The 17667-nt window shown below is 34.6% G+C and carries 16 protein-coding genes; 1 reads left to right on the top strand and 15 read right to left on the bottom strand.

Annotated features, from left to right (window positions below; translation table 11 throughout):
• Window positions 1-4: 4 nt before the first annotated feature.
• From ACYSNW_RS13165 to ACYSNW_RS13200, 8 genes are all read right to left on the bottom strand, one after another.
• Window positions 5-1324: an amidohydrolase gene (locus ACYSNW_RS13165; protein ID WP_461745200.1), complete on the bottom strand. Its 1320-nt coding sequence runs from the start codon at window positions 1322-1324 to the stop codon at window positions 5-7.
• Window positions 1308-3047 carry an adenine deaminase C-terminal domain-containing protein gene (locus ACYSNW_RS13170; RefSeq protein ID WP_461745201.1) on the bottom strand — a complete coding sequence of 580 codons (1740 nt, stop codon included), beginning with the start codon at window positions 3045-3047 and terminating at the stop codon, window positions 1308-1310. The genes ACYSNW_RS13165 and ACYSNW_RS13170 overlap by 17 nt, the downstream gene beginning before the upstream one ends.
• 27 nt (window positions 3048-3074) lie before the next feature.
• Window positions 3075-4139, bottom strand: coding sequence for an ABC transporter substrate-binding protein (locus tag ACYSNW_RS13175; protein WP_461745202.1), 1065 nt, complete (start codon window positions 4137-4139; stop codon window positions 3075-3077).
• A 26-nt stretch (window positions 4140-4165) separates the two neighbouring features.
• A complete protein-coding gene (locus ACYSNW_RS13180; RefSeq protein WP_461745204.1) occupies window positions 4166-5206 on the bottom strand; it encodes an ABC transporter ATP-binding protein in 1041 nt (346 codons plus the stop codon).
• A gap of 49 nt (window positions 5207-5255) precedes the next feature.
• Complete coding sequence (locus tag ACYSNW_RS13185) at window positions 5256-6035, bottom strand: ABC transporter permease (protein WP_461745206.1); 780 nt, start codon at window positions 6033-6035, stop codon at window positions 5256-5258.
• The gene (locus ACYSNW_RS13190; protein WP_461745208.1) at window positions 6028-6864 is read right to left on the bottom strand and encodes an ABC transporter permease; all 837 of its coding nucleotides are present in this window, start codon (window positions 6862-6864) and stop codon (window positions 6028-6030) included. The genes ACYSNW_RS13185 and ACYSNW_RS13190 overlap by 8 nt, the downstream gene beginning before the upstream one ends.
• Window positions 6865-7268: 404 nt before the next feature.
• Window positions 7269-8678, bottom strand: a complete 1410-nt coding sequence (locus tag ACYSNW_RS13195) for a glycoside hydrolase family 1 protein (protein ID WP_461745210.1) — start codon at window positions 8676-8678, stop codon at window positions 7269-7271.
• 137 nt (window positions 8679-8815) lie between these two features.
• Window positions 8816-10105 (bottom strand): PTS sugar transporter subunit IIC, encoded by a 1290-nt coding sequence (locus tag ACYSNW_RS13200; RefSeq protein ID WP_461745212.1) that lies wholly within the window; start codon window positions 10103-10105, stop codon window positions 8816-8818.
• 180 nt (window positions 10106-10285) lie between these two features.
• Here ACYSNW_RS13200 and ACYSNW_RS13205 point away from each other — a divergent pair, with 180 nt between their 5' ends.
• Window positions 10286-11077: a hypothetical protein gene (locus ACYSNW_RS13205; protein ID WP_461745213.1), complete on the top strand. Its 792-nt coding sequence runs from the start codon at window positions 10286-10288 to the stop codon at window positions 11075-11077.
• A gap of 109 nt (window positions 11078-11186) precedes the next feature.
• On the opposite strand, the gene ACYSNW_RS13210 is transcribed toward ACYSNW_RS13205, so the two are convergent.
• The 7 genes from ACYSNW_RS13210 to ACYSNW_RS13240 all read right to left on the bottom strand — a co-directional run bounded on the left by ACYSNW_RS13210 (window position 11187) and on the right by ACYSNW_RS13240 (window position 17395).
• On the bottom strand, window positions 11187-11579 hold the full coding sequence (locus tag ACYSNW_RS13210; RefSeq protein ID WP_461745215.1) for an OsmC family protein: 393 nt from the start codon (window positions 11577-11579) through the stop codon (window positions 11187-11189).
• Window positions 11572-12483, bottom strand: coding sequence for an ABC transporter ATP-binding protein (locus ACYSNW_RS13215; protein WP_461745217.1), 912 nt, complete (start codon window positions 12481-12483; stop codon window positions 11572-11574). The genes ACYSNW_RS13210 and ACYSNW_RS13215 overlap by 8 nt, the downstream gene beginning before the upstream one ends.
• Entirely contained in the window at window positions 12476-13372 is an 897-nt protein-coding gene (locus ACYSNW_RS13220) for an ABC transporter ATP-binding protein (RefSeq protein ID WP_461745219.1), read from the bottom strand. Before ACYSNW_RS13220 ends, ACYSNW_RS13215 begins: the two co-directional genes overlap by 8 nt.
• Window position 13373: 1 nt before the next feature.
• Entirely contained in the window at window positions 13374-14204 is an 831-nt protein-coding gene (locus ACYSNW_RS13225) for an ABC transporter permease (RefSeq protein WP_461745220.1), read from the bottom strand.
• On the bottom strand, window positions 14201-15160 hold the full coding sequence (locus ACYSNW_RS13230) for an ABC transporter permease (protein ID WP_461745222.1): 960 nt from the start codon (window positions 15158-15160) through the stop codon (window positions 14201-14203). The genes ACYSNW_RS13225 and ACYSNW_RS13230 overlap by 4 nt, the downstream gene beginning before the upstream one ends.
• A 167-nt stretch (window positions 15161-15327) precedes the next feature.
• Window positions 15328-16896, bottom strand: a complete 1569-nt coding sequence (locus tag ACYSNW_RS13235; protein WP_461745224.1) for an ABC transporter substrate-binding protein — start codon at window positions 16894-16896, stop codon at window positions 15328-15330.
• A gap of 304 nt (window positions 16897-17200) precedes the next feature.
• The gene (locus tag ACYSNW_RS13240) at window positions 17201-17395 is read right to left on the bottom strand and encodes a hypothetical protein (protein ID WP_461745225.1); all 195 of its coding nucleotides are present in this window, start codon (window positions 17393-17395) and stop codon (window positions 17201-17203) included.
• Window positions 17396-17667: the final 272 nt, after the last annotated feature.

The raw sequence follows: 17667 nt of genomic DNA on the forward strand, positions 1-17667 counted from the left end.
CTTTTTATCTTTTTTTCGCTTCTTCCACAAATTGAGTCATTTCTTTATATAAAACTTCTCTTAATTCAGCTACAGTTTGATTTACTAACTGCTTTTCCTCCACTAGTTGTCGGCCATTCACCCAAACAGAAGCAACATTTCCAGCATTTGCGGAATACACAATTGCAGAGTATGGATCAAAAATGGGAAACATATTCACTGAATCCGTTTCGATCAAAGTTAAATCAGCTTTTTTTCCGACTTCAATCGAGCCAATTTTTTCAGCCAACCCCAGTGTTTCAGCGCCACCCATAGTAGCTATCCGAACAATTTCTTTAGCAGGAAATAATGCTCGGTCTTGATTGTAGGTTTTGTGCGCATTCGCAAATAATCGCATTTGGATAAACAAGTCTAACGTATTGCCACTACTTGGTCCATCTGTTCCTAACCCAACAATAATCTCTTTTTCCAGCATCTGTTTGACAGGTGCAATTCCTTTAGCAGATTTCGTATTCGCTCCAATACAATGAGCTACACGCCCGTTGCCATCAGAATTCGCTAAAATTGCTAAATCATTTTCAGTCACTAAAATACAATGAGCTAAAATAAATTCTCGTTCAAAAAAGCCAAGATTGTTTAAGAATTCAATCGGTGTTTGATGATATTTTTCTTGAAATTCTGCAACTTCATAGGTCATTTCTGAAACATGCATCGTGATTGGTGCATTATATTTTTTGCTTAATTTAACGATGTCTTTTAATATTTCTGGACGATTCGTGTTTGGTGCATGAGGCGCAATAATCGGTGTGATTAACGGATTATTTTGCCAACGAGCTAAGAATTTTTCACAATATTCATAGCCACCAGAAGGTTCAGGACTATCACAAGTTGGCATATCGATAATTGTTTCCCCAACCAAGGCACGAATGCCCATTTCTTTACAGCTTTGTGCTACTTCCTCTTCAAAATAATACATATCACAAAATGTCGTGACACCACTTAACAGCATTTCACTAATTGCGTACTTACTACTAGCTTTGACTAAGTCTTTCGTCATAAATTGTTCTAAAGGAAATAAAAAACGACGCAAACGATCGGGTACATCATCTCCTAAAGAACGAAATGGAATCATTCCAGTATGCGTATGAGTATTAACCATTCCAGGTATCAACAGCCCTTTTTTGCCATCGACTACTCGATCAATGGTTCCTGAAATTTTTTCAATTTCACCAATGGGTCCAATCTTAGCAATCGCTTCCTCATCGATTAGTACAAAACCATCCTTAATTTCATTAAACTCATCATCCATGGTCAACACATGAACATTTTTAATTAGCGTTCGCATTTATCAACACTCCATCTTCTGGAAAAATCAAAGGATAAAATTCTTGAGTCTTCGTATCCATCATGCCTCGATCTGTCACTTTAATTGCCGGTGATACAGGCAATGATAAGGTAGAAAATGACATGATTTCATTGCCGTTTTTATACCCTAATGCTTGCATACTTGAACGAACTTCTTTCAATGCATTTCCTAACTCTTCAATAGGAGCTTGTGATAAAATGCCCCCGATTGGTAATGGACATTTCCCTGTTACTTTCCCATTTGAAACAACAATATAGCCTCCTTGCATAGCTAAAAGTTCATTTTGAGCACAAACAATATCTTCACTCGTATTTCCCATAACCATTACATTATGGTGATCATGCGCCCAAGTCGTTGCAATAGCACCTTTTTCAGTAACCGGTTGATCCATTAGAGCAAAAGCAATATTGCCATTTTTGCCATAGCGTTCCATCACAAGCAATAAAGCACAATCGGCTTCTTGCCATTGCAAAATCCCGTCTTTTACTGGAATTTCTTTAGTAATTCGTTCAGTAAAAGTTCCAATTTCTTGTTTTTGGATTACATTGCAACGAACAACATCTTTGTCTGTATCAACTTTTAGTTCTAATTGTTCTAAAGTCAGTTTTTGGCAATGAACTGAATGCTTATATTTTTCAGGAAATTGTTCAATAACGTCTGGATAAGCAATGGCTTCGCCTTGTTGATACACTTGATTTCCAGCTTTATATACAGAATCAATTTCAAAAGACTCAAGATCATTAAGTAAAATAAAATCCGCAATTCGACCTGGAGCTATTTCTCCTCGATCATGAAAACCCATTCGTTTAGCTGGCGTTGCAGTTGTCATGTAAATGGCTTGTTCAATTGGCAAACCAGCGTTAACTGCTTTTTTTAAATTCTCATTTAAATGACCTTGTAATAAATCATCTGCCATAACATCATCTGTAATAATACTTGCTTTTTCAACCCATTTATTTTCAATGATTACTTGCATATTCTCTGGCGTAATCGATTTATTTTGAAATTGAATAAAGACACCTGCTTCGATTCGCTCTTTTAAGGAATCAGGAAATTGGTGCGTGTGATCTGAAGTAATGCCGCTAGAAAGGAATGCGGCTAATTCTTCGCCAGTTATTTTGGGGCAATGACCTTCTAATGGCATTGTTGGACGTTCTTTTTTGCATAAATCAATAATTTGGCGAATCAAAGAATCCGGTTCATACGCAATACCTTTAAAATTCATGGCTTCCCCTAAACAAACAACTCTTGGTTCTTTCAGCAATTCTTTGACTTCAGCGAGCCCAATAACTCCACCTGTTGTTTCTAATTCTGGTGTAGTAGATGGAACTGATGAAGGAATTGCATGAAATATATCTAATTCTGTTTTAGCCTTCATAAACTCATCTAAGCCCTCTAAACCAAAAACATTTGCCATCTCATGTGCATCAGCCACAATCGTCGTTACACCATAACGCAGAACTGCTTTTGAAAAAATTGTTGGTGTCGTCATTGAACTTTCAATATGCATATGAACATCAATCAAGCCGGGAATCATGTACTGATTCTCGGCTTTGATGATTGTTTTTGGCGTTAAGTTTTTTAGCTCTGACTCACTGATATAGTAAAATTTCCCATTATTAATTGAGACATTCCTTTTAACAAATGTTTGCGTTGCTGTTTGAAAAACCCAAACATTTTTGATAATCATATCTACATTCATACTTATCGCCTTTCTCTATTTCGTTGTTTACTGATTCATGGTGCGATTCCATTGATCGACCCAATCAGACATATTTTCATTAATGAAAACAAAATCAACTGTTTTCGCACGTTCAGCAACCGCTCCATAGGTTTTGTTTTTCGCTTGTTCTTCATCTAGTTTTACTTTGCTGTTCGTTGGTCCTTCGTTCAATGAAATAGCTTTTGTTTTTTGCGATTCTTCACTAATTCGATCATTAACAAATTTATAGGCTAATTCTTTATTTTTAGCATTTTTCGGTACGTTGATGGTATTGTAGTTGGCATATGTTCCACTTTCAGGCACCACATAGACTGCATCTTCAGAAGCTACTTGAATAATATCAACCGCAAAATCAGCTACAACTGCAACTTCGATTTCACCAGACTGGAACATATTCGCTAAGTCAGATGATTTAGAATATGTTTTAACAACATTCGGTTTCAATTCTTTCATCGCTCCAAAAGCAGCTTCTCCTTTATCCGTAGTAATATCCACACCCGCATGGTCGCTCGCAACATAAAGCATTAATGGACCTGCTGTGGTAGAAATATCGGGAACTGAAATTTTACCTTTTAAGTCTTCTGACCATAAATCATCCCAACTAGTAATTTCTTTTCCTAATTTTTCTTTATTGTAAACAATTCCGATACTGTTAACAGCAATCGGTACGCCAGCTCCACTATCATAAACTTCTTTAGCACCTGTCGTTAAATCTTTGATATTTGGCACTTCTTTTTCAGTGATTTCTTCAAAAAGACCTTCTTCATTCCCTTGAGTTGCATTTGCTTGGGCTAATTCGATTACGTCAATACCAGTATTGGGATTATTCAACAATTTTGTATAACGATCAGCGCTATTCCCAACTTCTAATGTCACTTTTGCATCATTTGCTTTTTCAAAAGGTGCGATAATATCTTTTTTTACAATATCTTCACTTAAACCAAATGTTGATACGACAAGCGCTTCGCTACCTTTTTTCGTGTCACTTTTTGTATCTGCCTCACTATTGCCACATGCTGCCATTAAAAGTGTCGTTGCTGCTAATACACCGATCATTACTTTCTTTTTCATCTTTTTAGTTCCTCCTTCATCTATTTTTATTTTTCTAAAATAACTAGTTTATCTGCGGGAAACGACAATTGAATGGCGTCACCTGTTTCATAAATCTGTTCACTCGTTCCATTGACCAATAAAGTACCCAAAGAGGTCGTTACTTCGTATTGATAACTTTTCCCTAAAAATGTTCGAACAATGACTTTTCCACTCACTGTTGTATCAGAAATGGTCTGAACAATTTCAATATCCTCTGGGCGAATCGTTGCAACCAGCTGATTTGTTTCAGGTTGAGGATTCGTTGTTTTGAAATATTGACCACTTGCACTAATGTATTGCCCTTCTCCTTGTTTTTCTACTTCAAAGAAGTTTTCGAAGCCAATGAACTGGGCGACAAATTTTGTTTTTGGCAGACGATAAATCGTTTCAGGTGAATCATACTGCTCAATGACGCCATTATTCATGACTGCAACTTTATCCGAAATCGAAAAGCATTCTTCTTGGTCATGAGTAACAAAAACCGTCGTAATTCCTAATTGTTGTTGAATTCGTTTAATTTCGATACGCATTGCAACTCTTAATTTTGCATCTAAATTACTCAATGGTTCGTCCAATAAAAGTAATTTCGGTTCAATAATTAACGCTCGTGCTAGCGCCACACGTTGTCTTTGACCACCAGAAAGTTGTTTTGGATAGCGATCCCCTAAATTTTCCAGTCCACAGACTTCTAGCATTTTTGCCACTTTTTCTTTCATAGTCGCTTTTGATTCTTTTCTAAGCTTCAATCCAAAAGCAACATTTTCGGCAATCGTCAAATGAGGAAATAGCGCATAACTTTGAAATACCATCCCAAAATTTCGTTTATGCACAGGAACTTTTGTTAAATCGTCTTGATCTAATTCAAATGTGCCATCGTTTGGTTTAATCAACCCAGCAATCACTCGTAACGTTGTTGTTTTCCCACAGCCACTTGGTCCTAAAAGAGAAACTAACTCTCCTTTTTCCATTGAAATGCTTAAATCTTTTAAAATATCTTGTTTTCCGTCATAACTGACGCGTATATCCTTTAAATCAACAAAAGTCAAAACATTCTCCTCTTTCTAAGTTGCATCTAATAGCTATTTTTTTTATTAATCAAGCAATTGAGGCTAATCCTAAAGTTTTTTCTATCAAAAACATTAAGCCCATTGTCAATAACATCAACATAACCGAAATTGCTGATACAGTTGGATCGTAATTATATTCCATATAACTCAATAATGAAGTTGGCAGCATTGTCACCCCTGGTCCAGATAAAAACATTGAAACCGGAACATTATTAAATGAATTAACAAATGCCAACATAAACGCCGCAAAAATTCCAGATGAAACATTTGGCAAAACGATTTGAATAAACGCACGCATTCGAGTGCAACCCAACGTCCAAGCGACTTCTTCCATTGAGTAATCTAACTGCTCCATACTAGAACCAACCACTCGAATAATATAAGGTAGGCTGATTAAGAAATGTCCCATCAATAACCCTTGAAAAATTGGCAATCCCAATTTAATCACAATATATTGAAATAAGGTATACCCAACAACAATACCGGGAATAACAGTCGGAGATAAAAAGAAACTTTTAATGAAATTTCGACCTCTAACTGAATATCTTGCTAATGCATAAGAAGCGGGAATTCCCACAATTAAAGCCAAAACAGTTGCTAAAACGCCAATAATCAAACTCAACTTAAAACTACTCATAAACGTATCTGATTGTAAGGCTTTCGCATACCAATCCAACGTAAATCCTTTGATTGGAAATTGAATCGCTGCAGCAGTCCCAAATGAAGTAACTACGATTAAGCATAAGGGTAAAAATAAAAACAAGAAAACTAAAATTGCAATGAACGACATCCCTTTTTGTTTACGCATGGGCAGCTTCCCTCCGATCCACTTTTTTAGCTAATACATTTAAAAGTTGCATCACAATTAATGTGACAATAATCATGATTAACGCTAGTACACTAGCGGCATTCCAATCGCCTAATGTGTTTGCTTTTTGATATAGGAAAGTTGACATCATCATTTTTTGATTGCCACCTAATAATTGTGGAGTCGTATAAGCTGTTAACGTTCCAGTAAAAACAAGGATACTTCCTACAATGGTTCCTGGGATAGACAACGGTAAAACTACTTTACGAAAAGCGGTCAAAGGACTTGCGCCTAATGTTTCTGCCGCCTCTAACATTTCACCTTCGATATTTTCCATTACACCGACTAAAGTCATAATCATCGTTGGTAAAAACAAATAGACGGAACCAATAATAATCGCAAATTCTGTATAAAGTAAATTCAATGGTTCGGAAATCAAACCTGTTTTCATTAATAGTGAATTAATCACACCTGTTTTTCCAAGAATATTAATCCAAGCAAAACTACGGATTACAGAATTAGTCAATAAGGGAAATAATGTCATCGCCATTAAAATGCCGCGCCATTTTTTGCTAACGCCAGCAATAAAATAGGCAGTTGGAATTCCTAAAATAATTGAAATAACTGTAACAATCACTGAAACTCTAATAGTTCGCCAGAAAATCGATAGATTATAACTATCTTTAAAAAAATCAAAATAATTGCTTAAAGTAACTCCTTGATCTGTAAAAATTGTTGGTAAAATACTGGTTACCAATGGGATCATTAAGAAAAATAATAATAAGATTATCCCTGGTGCTACGATCAAATACGGAACATTCTTGTTCATTTATACACTCCTCGTTCGTTTTTCCACTAATTCAGTATACTCATAAGTCCATTATTTTTCAATATGTTTTTTACCAACCCAATGTTAATATTCGGAAATAAAAATAAAAACCAGTAAAACAATAAGTTAATCTCATTATTTTGTAATAATAACGAACATTAGCTCAGGGGTCTTCTGACAAAGAATAATATCACTATTATCAATAAAAACAATGATTATTTTACTCTTATATTTTTTCATTTTAAAGGGTAAATAAAAACTTAAATATAGACAAACTAAAAAATAGATGATAACTTCGAAAAAACTCGAAATTATCATCTATCAGAATCTTTTTAACGATTAATAAATCGCAGCTAAATTTTAAATTTGCTAGCTTTTTTGCTATTTATGCAGGTTATTTTGTATTACAAATTCGCTCCATTTGAAGCAATCACTTCTTGATACCAGTGAAACGATCTTTTTTTATATCGTTTTAAAGTCCCATTTCCTTGATTGTCTCGATCGACGTAGATAAAGCCATAGCGTTTATCCATTTCTCCAGTCCCGACACTAACTAGATCGATACAGCCCCAAGCCGTATAACCCATACAGTCAACACCATCTTCCAAAATAGCAGCTTTGATTGCTTCTATATGTCGTCTTAAATAATCAATGCGGTATACATCATCAACTGTCTCATTTTCAAATACATCTTGAGCACCTAACCCATTTTCAACCACAAAAAGGGGAATTTGATAGCGGTCATAAAGATTATTTAACGTAATTCTCAAACCAGTCGCATCAATTTGCCAGCCCCATTCACTAGATTCTAAATACGCATTTTTCAACCCTCTGACCATATTACCGCCAGATTTTTCTCCTGTAGATTCTGCTGCAGCAACTAGTGACATGTAATAACTGAATCCAATAAAATCAACTGTCCCCGCTTTTAAAACCTGTTCATCGTCAGCTTCCATCTCAATATTGATGTTATGTTTATTAAAGTATCTTGTCATAAAGCTTGGATAATAGCCTCTTGCTTGAACATCTGAAAAGAAGTAATTTTTATTCATTTTCTGATTCGCAATGAGTACATCTTCTGGATTACTAGAATTTGCATAGGTCAGTGGATACAAAAGCATTGAACCAATTTTCATCTTTTTATTGACTTGATGCCCCAGTTGAACAACTTTTGCACTAGCAACAAATTGATGATGCGCTGCCTGATAGATGATTTGTTCCTTATTCTGATTTTCAAGAATACGAATTCCACCTGCAATAAAAGGCATTTGAGCAAGAACATTTATTTCATTAAACGTCATCCAATACTTTACACGTTCTGAATAGCGAGTCAATACGACTTCACAAAACTTCACAAAATAATCAATTACTGCTCTACTTGCCCAACCATTGTATTTTTCAGATAAATGATAGGGCATTTCATAATGCGAAAGAGTAACCACTGGTTCGATACCATTCTCTAAGCAACAATCAATTACCTCATCATAAAAAGCTAATCCTTTTTTATTGGGTTCCGTTTCTTCACCTGTAGGAAAAATTCTAGTCCATGCTATCGAAAAGCGATAACATTTAAAACCCATTTCAGCAAACAAAGCGATATCTTCTTTAAAATGATGATAGTAATCAATTGCTTCATGTGTTGGATAAAAGGTATCAGCTAAAATACCTTCCGTATATTTTCGTCGGATTTCTCGGTTTCCTGCTGTTCCAACATCAGCTGTGCTTACTCCTTTTCCATCAAGATTATAAGCACCTTCAATTTGATTTGCGGAAGTCGCTCCACCCCACAAAAATTCTTTCGGTAAATTATTCATTAGATTCCCTTCCAAATATACTAGAAAGTATTAGAAACGCTTCATTTATAGGTTATCTTTTTTGATTTCCAGTCAAGCAAATCTCTCAAACGTTTGCCAACATTTTCTAGCATTTATTTCTATTAATTATATTTTTTCTATTGAACTGTTTCTTTATTTTCATTTTCGTTTTGAAGCGCAATTTTATCAGCAATTTTAAAGAATGGGAAATACAATAAAGCATCTACTATAATTACGATGAAAGCAGCTAAGGCAGCTAACCAACCGGTTTGTAAAAATTGAATAATTGGCGCTGGCATAGTCCAAGGAACTTTGATTGTTGGATTATACGCTGCAAACCAACCAGCTTTAGTCAATAGTAATCCAATAATTCCATTAACGACTGGCACTAAAGTCATTGGTAGCATAAAGACTGGGTTGTATACAATCGGCGTTCCAAAAATAACAGGTTCATTAATGTTAAATAAGTTAGGAATGATGGTTAATTTACCTAGCATTTTAAATTGATTGGATTTTCCAAAAAGCAGCATATTGATAACCAGACCTAATGTCGATCCAGTTCCACCTAACATGATGAATTGATAAATAACAATCATTGATAAATACGGTAATGCTTGATTTGATTGGAAAGCTTCAATATTTCCTGTAATTACTGCAAGTAACACAGGAGTGTAAAACGACGTTAATGCACTTGGATGAATTCCGAATGTCCAGAATAAATTTACTAAGGCATAGAGTGTAATCAAGGCAGTTGGCGTTGCACCAAATTTCATAACCGGCGCACCAATAATTTGATTGATGGCATCGAAGGCGTTCCCATAAGAAGTAAAGCCAAAAAGAACTCTTACAGCAAAAATAATAATAAAAATAATCATTGCAATAAACGTTGGACTTAACGATTGATTTACCATTTCAGGAACACTATCAGGTAGTTTTAGAGATAAGTTTTTTTTCTTTAAGAAAACATAAATACCTGAAATCAAGATCCCAGAAATGATCGAAACAAAGACACCTGAAGCGCCTAAATAAGTACGAGCATAACCATCAACCACCGTTCCATCAGTAGCAACAATTGTTTGCGGCATCAATATTAGAAATGCGGCTAAAGATAAAACTCCAGCTGTCATTCCATCTGCATTTCTAGCTTTAGCATGATAAAATCCAATGATAAAAGCTAAATATAATGCAATAATAGTCGTTGAACCACTTATCACTGCAGCCGCATGTTCAGCAAGACCAGTTTCAGCCAGCCACGTCGTCCAAATTTTGTTTGGAAAATTAGCAATAATGGCTACAATACTCGTCCCTAATGATAATGGCATAGTTGCCATCATTCCATGCGTAATCGATTTTAAGACAATATTATTTTCGATTTTCCCCATTGTTGGAACGACATTTTTTTCAATAAATCCATTGAAATTATTCATAAATATTTCCCTTCTATTTTGTTTTTTGTAAATTATCTGTTTGTTTAATCTACTCCTAGATAGTAATTGATAGCCCTTACACTATCAAGAACATAACATGAAATTCACTTTCATGTTGTGAAAGTAAATTTCATGTTTATTAAAATACTGATATACTACGACTATATAGGAGGGAATTTTATGAAAAGTTCAGAAAAAACGTACTACATTTTTTTAAGGATGATCAATCATTTTAATATTACTTTTTCCAATAAGAGTGACTTTTCAATTATAGTTGAACTGATTAATCGTTCTGAAATCAATCGTCCCATTTCAATCAGCGAATTAGCCGATATTTGTCACGTATCACAATCTACAATCAGTAGATTTGTCAGGAAATTAGGATTTGTTGATTATCAAGACTTTAATTATAATTTTTATCGTTCCGTTGAATTAGCTCAGCTTAAAAGAAAAAGCGATCATGAAAACTTTAGTAATGTCGATGTATTAGAAAAAGCAAAGATGGAAGCGATTCAAAATCTTGAAACAACCTATAATTCACTTGATATCGGGCTATTAAATACTGTGATTGAAACGATCAAGCGTTCAAAGAATACTATTTTTCTAGGAACACCAGAAAATATTGCTCATTTTGCTCGTTTTCAAAAGGATTTAATTTCAAATTCAATTCCAGCTTTTATTTTTTATGATCCAGAAGCACAACTAGAATTTTTAAAACTGGTGAATCGTTCTACCTGTGCGATTTTCTTTATTTTGAATAATAGCTATCTTCGTGTTCATCGAAAAAAAATTGAAGAATTAAAAAACAAGCAAGCAAAACTTATTTTATTTACGCAAGAATTTTACGAAGATTCTGATCACGAATTCGACTTAATTTATCAATTTGGTCACTCTAATTCATTTCGTTATGGGGAATATTCTCTAGAATATTTAGCTGATGTTTTATCTAGCTTGCTTTATAAGGATAGTTAACCAATTCTGGTTCAATCTTCTTTTCATTTAACGATAAACAAAAAAATCTTGTAGTTACTCCAAAAGAGTGTTTACAAGATTTTTTTATTTCTATTTTGCCAAGTACGATTTAAATAAATTCTACTTTCTCAAGTACTTCAATCGAAGGATCTAACGATTGAATCACTGGGCAATTTACGGCAATAAGTTTCAACGCTCTAACTGCTCTTTCCTGTTGTTCTGGCGCCACATGAACATCAAAAGTAAGGGATATTTTTTTGACTGGTTCACTTTTTCGTTCTTCATCTCGTTCATAATTGATTTGCACTCGTTCAAATGTATAATCAATCTTTGAATTTGTTAATATTGACTGATAAACATAAGCACCGCAAGCTCCGACAGCAGCCACTAAACTTTGGACTGGGGAATAACCATAATCCCTTAATAATACCCAGTTTCCTGTAGCTACTGGTAATTCCATTCCTTTTTCTCCTTGGATCAACTCGATTTGATTCTCACTCATGTTTTTTACTCTCCTTTGCGACAAAATGATCTGGTTCTATTTCCACCCATTCAGTTTCATTGGTGATATCAATAGGTGTTACTGACTCAAAATTTTCATTACTAAGTGCTTTTCTTGCTTTTACTGGATCGGCAATCGGGATAGCGGCCAGTAAACGTTTCGTATATGCATGTTGAGGATTATTAAAAATTTGTTCGGTTGGTCCTAGTTCAACTAGCTTGCCTAAATACATCACAGCGATACGATCTGAAATATAACGAACCATTGAAAGATCATGAGAAATAAACAGGTACGTTAATGAACGTTCTTTTTGTAGATCAATCAACAAATTGATAATTTGGGCTTGAATTGACACATCTAAAGCTGAAATCGGTTCATCACAAAGGATAAACTCTGGATTGACTGCTACAGCACGAGCAATCCCGATCCGCTGTCTTTGTCCACCACTAAACGCACGTGGATACTTATGAATTGCCTCATCTGTCAAACCAACTTGTGTCAATATTGCTTTTGCTTTTTTCGTTGCTTCATCTTTTGGGTATATCAAACTCAAAGGTTCTAACACTTGTTCCAAAGCAGTCAATCTTGGATTTAAAGAAGAATAGGGATCTTGAAAAATAATTTGCATTCGCCGCTGTATTTCTTGTCGTTCTTTTTTTGATAGATGAGTCAAAGGTTGATTATCAAAATAAATTTGCCCCTCATCGATTGTTTCTAGTTGTAAAATACTTCGGCCTAATGTCGTTTTTCCACTTCCAGATTCTCCAACCAACCCAAGTGTTTCGCCTTTACGAATAGTAAATGTCACATCGTCAACGGCTTTGACGACTGCTTCTATTTGACCGAATGAATTTTTAACTGTGAAGTACTTTTTCACATTGTTTACTTTGACTAATTCACTCATAACTGACACTCCTCTTCAAAACGCGATGTGTTTCTGTTAGATTAACCATTTGGTTGTTCTCATTTAATTGTTCGGTAAAGGATTGCTGCGCCAATGAATATAACCGTTCTCCTTTTACTCCTGTTGGAATTGCCTTAAGTAATTCCTTTGTATATGGATGTTCTGGCGTATAGAAAATTTCATCCGTCGTTCCTTCTTCAACAATTTTTCCATCATACATCACTTTGATACTTTGACACATTCCTGCCACAATCCCAAAATCATGTGTTACTAAAATAACAGATAGTTCTTCTTCTTTTTGTAATTGACGAATTAATTGTAAAATCTGTGCTTGGATAGTCACGTCAAGCGCTGTCGTCGGTTCATCAGCGATCAATAACTTTGGCTTTGCTAACAAGGCCATTGCAATCATAATACGTTGCCTCATACCACCAGATAATTCATGTGGATACTGTGACATTCTTTTTTCTGGCAAAGCAATGCCGACTTTTTTTAGTTCAGCGATTGCTAATAATTCGGCTTGTTTTTTTGACTGTTTTTCTCTACGTTGAATCACTTCAATCAAATGATACCCAATTGTGCGCAACGGATTCAATGCAGTCATTGGATCTTGAAAAATCATTGCTGCTGGTATTTGTTTCTGTCCATTTGGAGCAAGTTCTTCTTCCTCAAATTTAAAACTTTCATAAGCAAATACGGCATTTTCTGGTAAAATATTCATAATCGCTTTCATTGAAATGCTCTTACCACTTCCAGATTCACCAACGATTCCGACAATTTCACCTTTTGGTATGACTAAATCAATCGTATGGATGATTTCTTGGGCTGGAGCATCTTTTTGCTCAAAGCGTACATTTAGCTGATCAATGCTTAATAGTGTCTCTTTCATATTAATCCTCCACTAAGATAACTTCTCGTAAAAAATTACCTAATGTATTAAACGAGTATACGGTCAAAATAATAAACAAGCCTGGTAAAATAGCCATATAAGGAGCTTGCTGCAAACTACTCTGCGCATTTTGCAATAAACTTCCCCAAGAAGCCACAGGTGGTTGAATACCGATCCCTAAAAAACTCAACGCAGATTCAGTCATGATAGCTCCTGAAATACTTCCGGTAGCTGCAACAATTAACGTGGATAAAACAGCTGGGAAAATATGACGTCGAATGATGCGCGTATTCGTTTGTCCAATAAATTTGGCGTAAATAACATATTCTCGTTCTTTAGCAGATAACGTTTCTGCACGTATTAATCGAGCAATCGGCATCCAAGAAAAACACCCAATCACAAAAATAATGGTCACAAGTCCTGGTTTCAATAGGACACTCAATACAATAACTAAAACTAACCATGGAATGGATGACAAAACATCAACAAAACGCATTAAAAGATTATCAATCCAACCACCAAAATAGCCTGAAATCAAACCAACTAGTGTACCAATTGTTGTAGAAGCCAACATCGCTAAAAAGCCAACAAGTAACGAAATACGTCCACCATATAAAACACGAATAAAGTAATCACGACCAATTTCATCCGTCCCAAAAATATGTTTTAAACTAGGACCTGCTGACATATTAGCCACATCTGTTTGATTTGGATCAATAGGAATCAAAGGAGCTAGAAGCGCTAATAGAATTAGCACACTCAAGAAAACAATTGCGATCCAATAGTGAGGTTGACGACGCAAGATTTTGCGCCATTTTTGACTTTGCTTCATTTTGCACCTCCCTGTTTGATTCGTGGATCAACTAATGTGTACAAAATATCCGACAATAAATTACCTAAAATAACTAAAGTTGAAGATAGTAGCATCACTGCCATGATCACAGGATAGTCTAAACTTTTCGTTGCAGATAATAAATAGGGACCAATTCCTGGCCAAGCAAAAATACTTTCAGTAATAATCGCCCCAGTAACCAGCATCGGTAATGCTAATCCAATTTGAGTTACAATTGGTAATAGAACATTTTTACTAACATGTCGAAAGAAAATTTCTTTTTTGGTAGCTCCAAACGATTTTTGCACCATAACATAGTCTTCTGATAATTGAAGCATGGTTGAAGAACGAACATAGCGTGTTAAATCTGGGAAAAAGGCAACGACTAACACGGTATAAGGAAGAATAAAATGCTGCATAAAATCACTGAATGAGCCTTCTTTTCCTATCGTGTGCATCCCAATGATTGGTAACAAATCCAATTTGTAACCAAACAAATAAATCAAAATCATTGCAAACCAAAAGGTTGGCATAGATATCCCAATTGCACAAATCCCATCAATCAAGCGATCCAAAAATTTCCCTTTATTGGCTCCCGCTAGTAAACCTAAAACAATGGCTAATCCCAAAGCTGTTATGTATGCAGGTAAAATTAACTTAATCGTATTTGGAATACGAGTCATTAACTCAGTTCCTACACTATTTTGACTAACAAGTGAATAGCCAAAATTCCCACTTAAAATTTGTTTTAACCACAATATATATTGAACGAAAAAAGGTTGATCCAAGCCATTTCGAGCTCGGATAATATCAATTGTTTCTTGTGACATATTTGGTGTGGTAATTGCGTCAATCGCATCATATGGTGCTAACTGAATCATAGTAAAAACAATAAACGAAACAACGAATAATAAAGGAATTACTTGTAAGATCCGTCTTATTATATACTTAGCCAAAATCAGTTCACTTCCTTTATTAAAATCTTTTCAATCTATATTTCCTTTAACTGCTCAAAAATCGAACAATGCAAAAATGCATTGTTCGATTTTTTGTTTAGTCATTACAATGAATCATCTAATTATGACGTAAATTTAGAGCAATTCGTTTATACCATTTACTGCTTCTAATTAATTTTTATTTTTGATAAGTCTTCAAATGTATAAATTGGGATTAATCCTGCTTCCTTAACATTACCAATCGCTTTATTTACGGCTAAAACTTTTCGATTATCTACGATTGGATAAATAACGGCATCCTCAGCGATTTGTTTTTGTAAATCAACATAAATTTCTTTCCGTTTTGCTTCATCTAACTCAACTGCCCCTTCATCAAATAACTGGTCAGTTGCGTCACTCTTATATTGGAAATAATTTGCCGAACCATCCGAAGCAAATAAGCTTGAATACAAATCAGGATCATTCCCCATGATGTACCCACCCATGAAAAGATCATATTTTGTAGAACCGGCTTTTTTCAACTCAGTGAAAATTGCTGATCCATCTCCACCTGCTAATTCAACTGTGATTCCTGCTTTTTGAAGTTGTTGTTGAATCAAGGTTGCTTGGATTGTTTGAACAGGGTCATCAGATGAAAAAGCTAAATTCAACTTAAGGTTATCGACACCAGCTTCTTTTAGTAATTCTTTTGATTTATCAACATTTGTTTCATATTTTTCCACGTCATCTGTTGCATAAGGATTTGCTGGCGGTAAAATAGAATAAACATTTTCATAATACTTATCCGATAAGTAACCCGCTTTATTTAATTCGTCCTTATCAAGTGCATAAAGCACTGCTTGACGAACTTTCGTATCTTTTAATGCATCAGAATTGTTATTAAGACCTAGATAACCAACCCGATTTTCACTATATTCATACGTATCTAAACCAGCTTTTTCTAGTGATTCAATATCGTTTGGCAATACAAAACTAGCATCTACTTCACCTTTTTGCAAAGCTACTTTAGTTGTATCTGCATTACCGATAATTCTTAGCGTAACATTCGGAACATTTGGTTTACCGCCATAATATGAATCATTGGCTTCAAATTGCAGATATTCGCCACGTTTATACTCTTTTAATTTATAGGGACCTGTTCCTACAGCAGCTGCTTTAAGCTCATTTGCTGAAAAGTCAGGTTCATCTTTAAAAACATGTTCTGGGATAATATAAGTTTCAGTTGCAATGTTGTTAATTGCCGCTGCACTCACAGAAGGTAAGTTAAATTTGACAGTTGAGTCATCAACTTTTTCGACTGTAATAGGTTGATCACCTACCCATAAACTATCAGCATTCCCATTCTCTTTTTTAGCTTTTTGATTATAGGTGAAGACAACGTCATCCGCTGTAAAATCTTCTCCATCTGACCACTTAACATCTTCTTTTAATTTAACGACTAATGATTTACCATCTGCTGAAGGTTCTAAACTTTCGGCTAATTCCATTTTTTGGGAACCATCGCCTTCAATTCGAACCAAAGGAGAATAAATCATATTTGTCGCTGTTAATCCCCAACGATCACTAACATTAATTGGATTCATTGAGGTTGGATCTGATCCAATTACATAAGTAAAGGTTTCTTTATCTTGTTTTTCTTTTGTTGTTGCTTCTTTGTCTGAATTAGCATTAGACCCGCAACTTGCCAAAAATACCCCTGCAATTGCTAATGCGCCAAATAGCCACTTTTTCTCCATCAAATCTCTCCTTCTAGGCTGATTAATTGATTTAAAGGATCGCTTAATCATTTATTATTGTAACAGTTTTCAGTATAATCAATTGATAAAACGAACGTCAATAAAATAAGCTTAAATCTTGCTTCAATATTGAAATTAGATTGTGTGATAGTTTTTGACTATTACAAAAAAATTTAAGATTTATATGTGATGTGTTCAAAAAATAAGCTTTAAATCAACAATATTTCTGAAATGAATCTTGTGATTTAAAGCTTATTTAAATTATAAAATTTGAGAGAGCTTTTTTCGAGTCTTAAAACTATTTTTATTCAGTTTCTTTTGCTCTTTCATCTTCATATGGTTCATAATCATCTTTCGAACCAAAGACATCGGTATTTAAATCCATCCCTGTTTTTGCCATATCTAATGAATTTGTTTCTACATTATCTAATGTTTCACTCATGTATTCGTCATTTGTGATAATTCTACCTGTTTTTTTATGTTTAAAAAATTTATGCATCATATTTCCTCCTCAATTCATTTATTCTAGTTAAACTATACACTGTTTTTCTAAATTTTGGAATTCATAGCTATTATTAGTATTTTTTTTGAAATTCAACTAGAAGTCAAGAAAGTAAAATTAATAGTTGATACAAAGGTAAAACTCATTTTATCTCAATCTTGAAGCCTTACGACAATCCGATTGAATTAAATTATAAAAATTTTCATCTCTATAACATTCAGGTAATCACTAGTATGATAAAAAATGCATTACATTTTACAACTAGTTTC

The organism is Enterococcus sp. LJL99 (assembly GCF_054871725.1).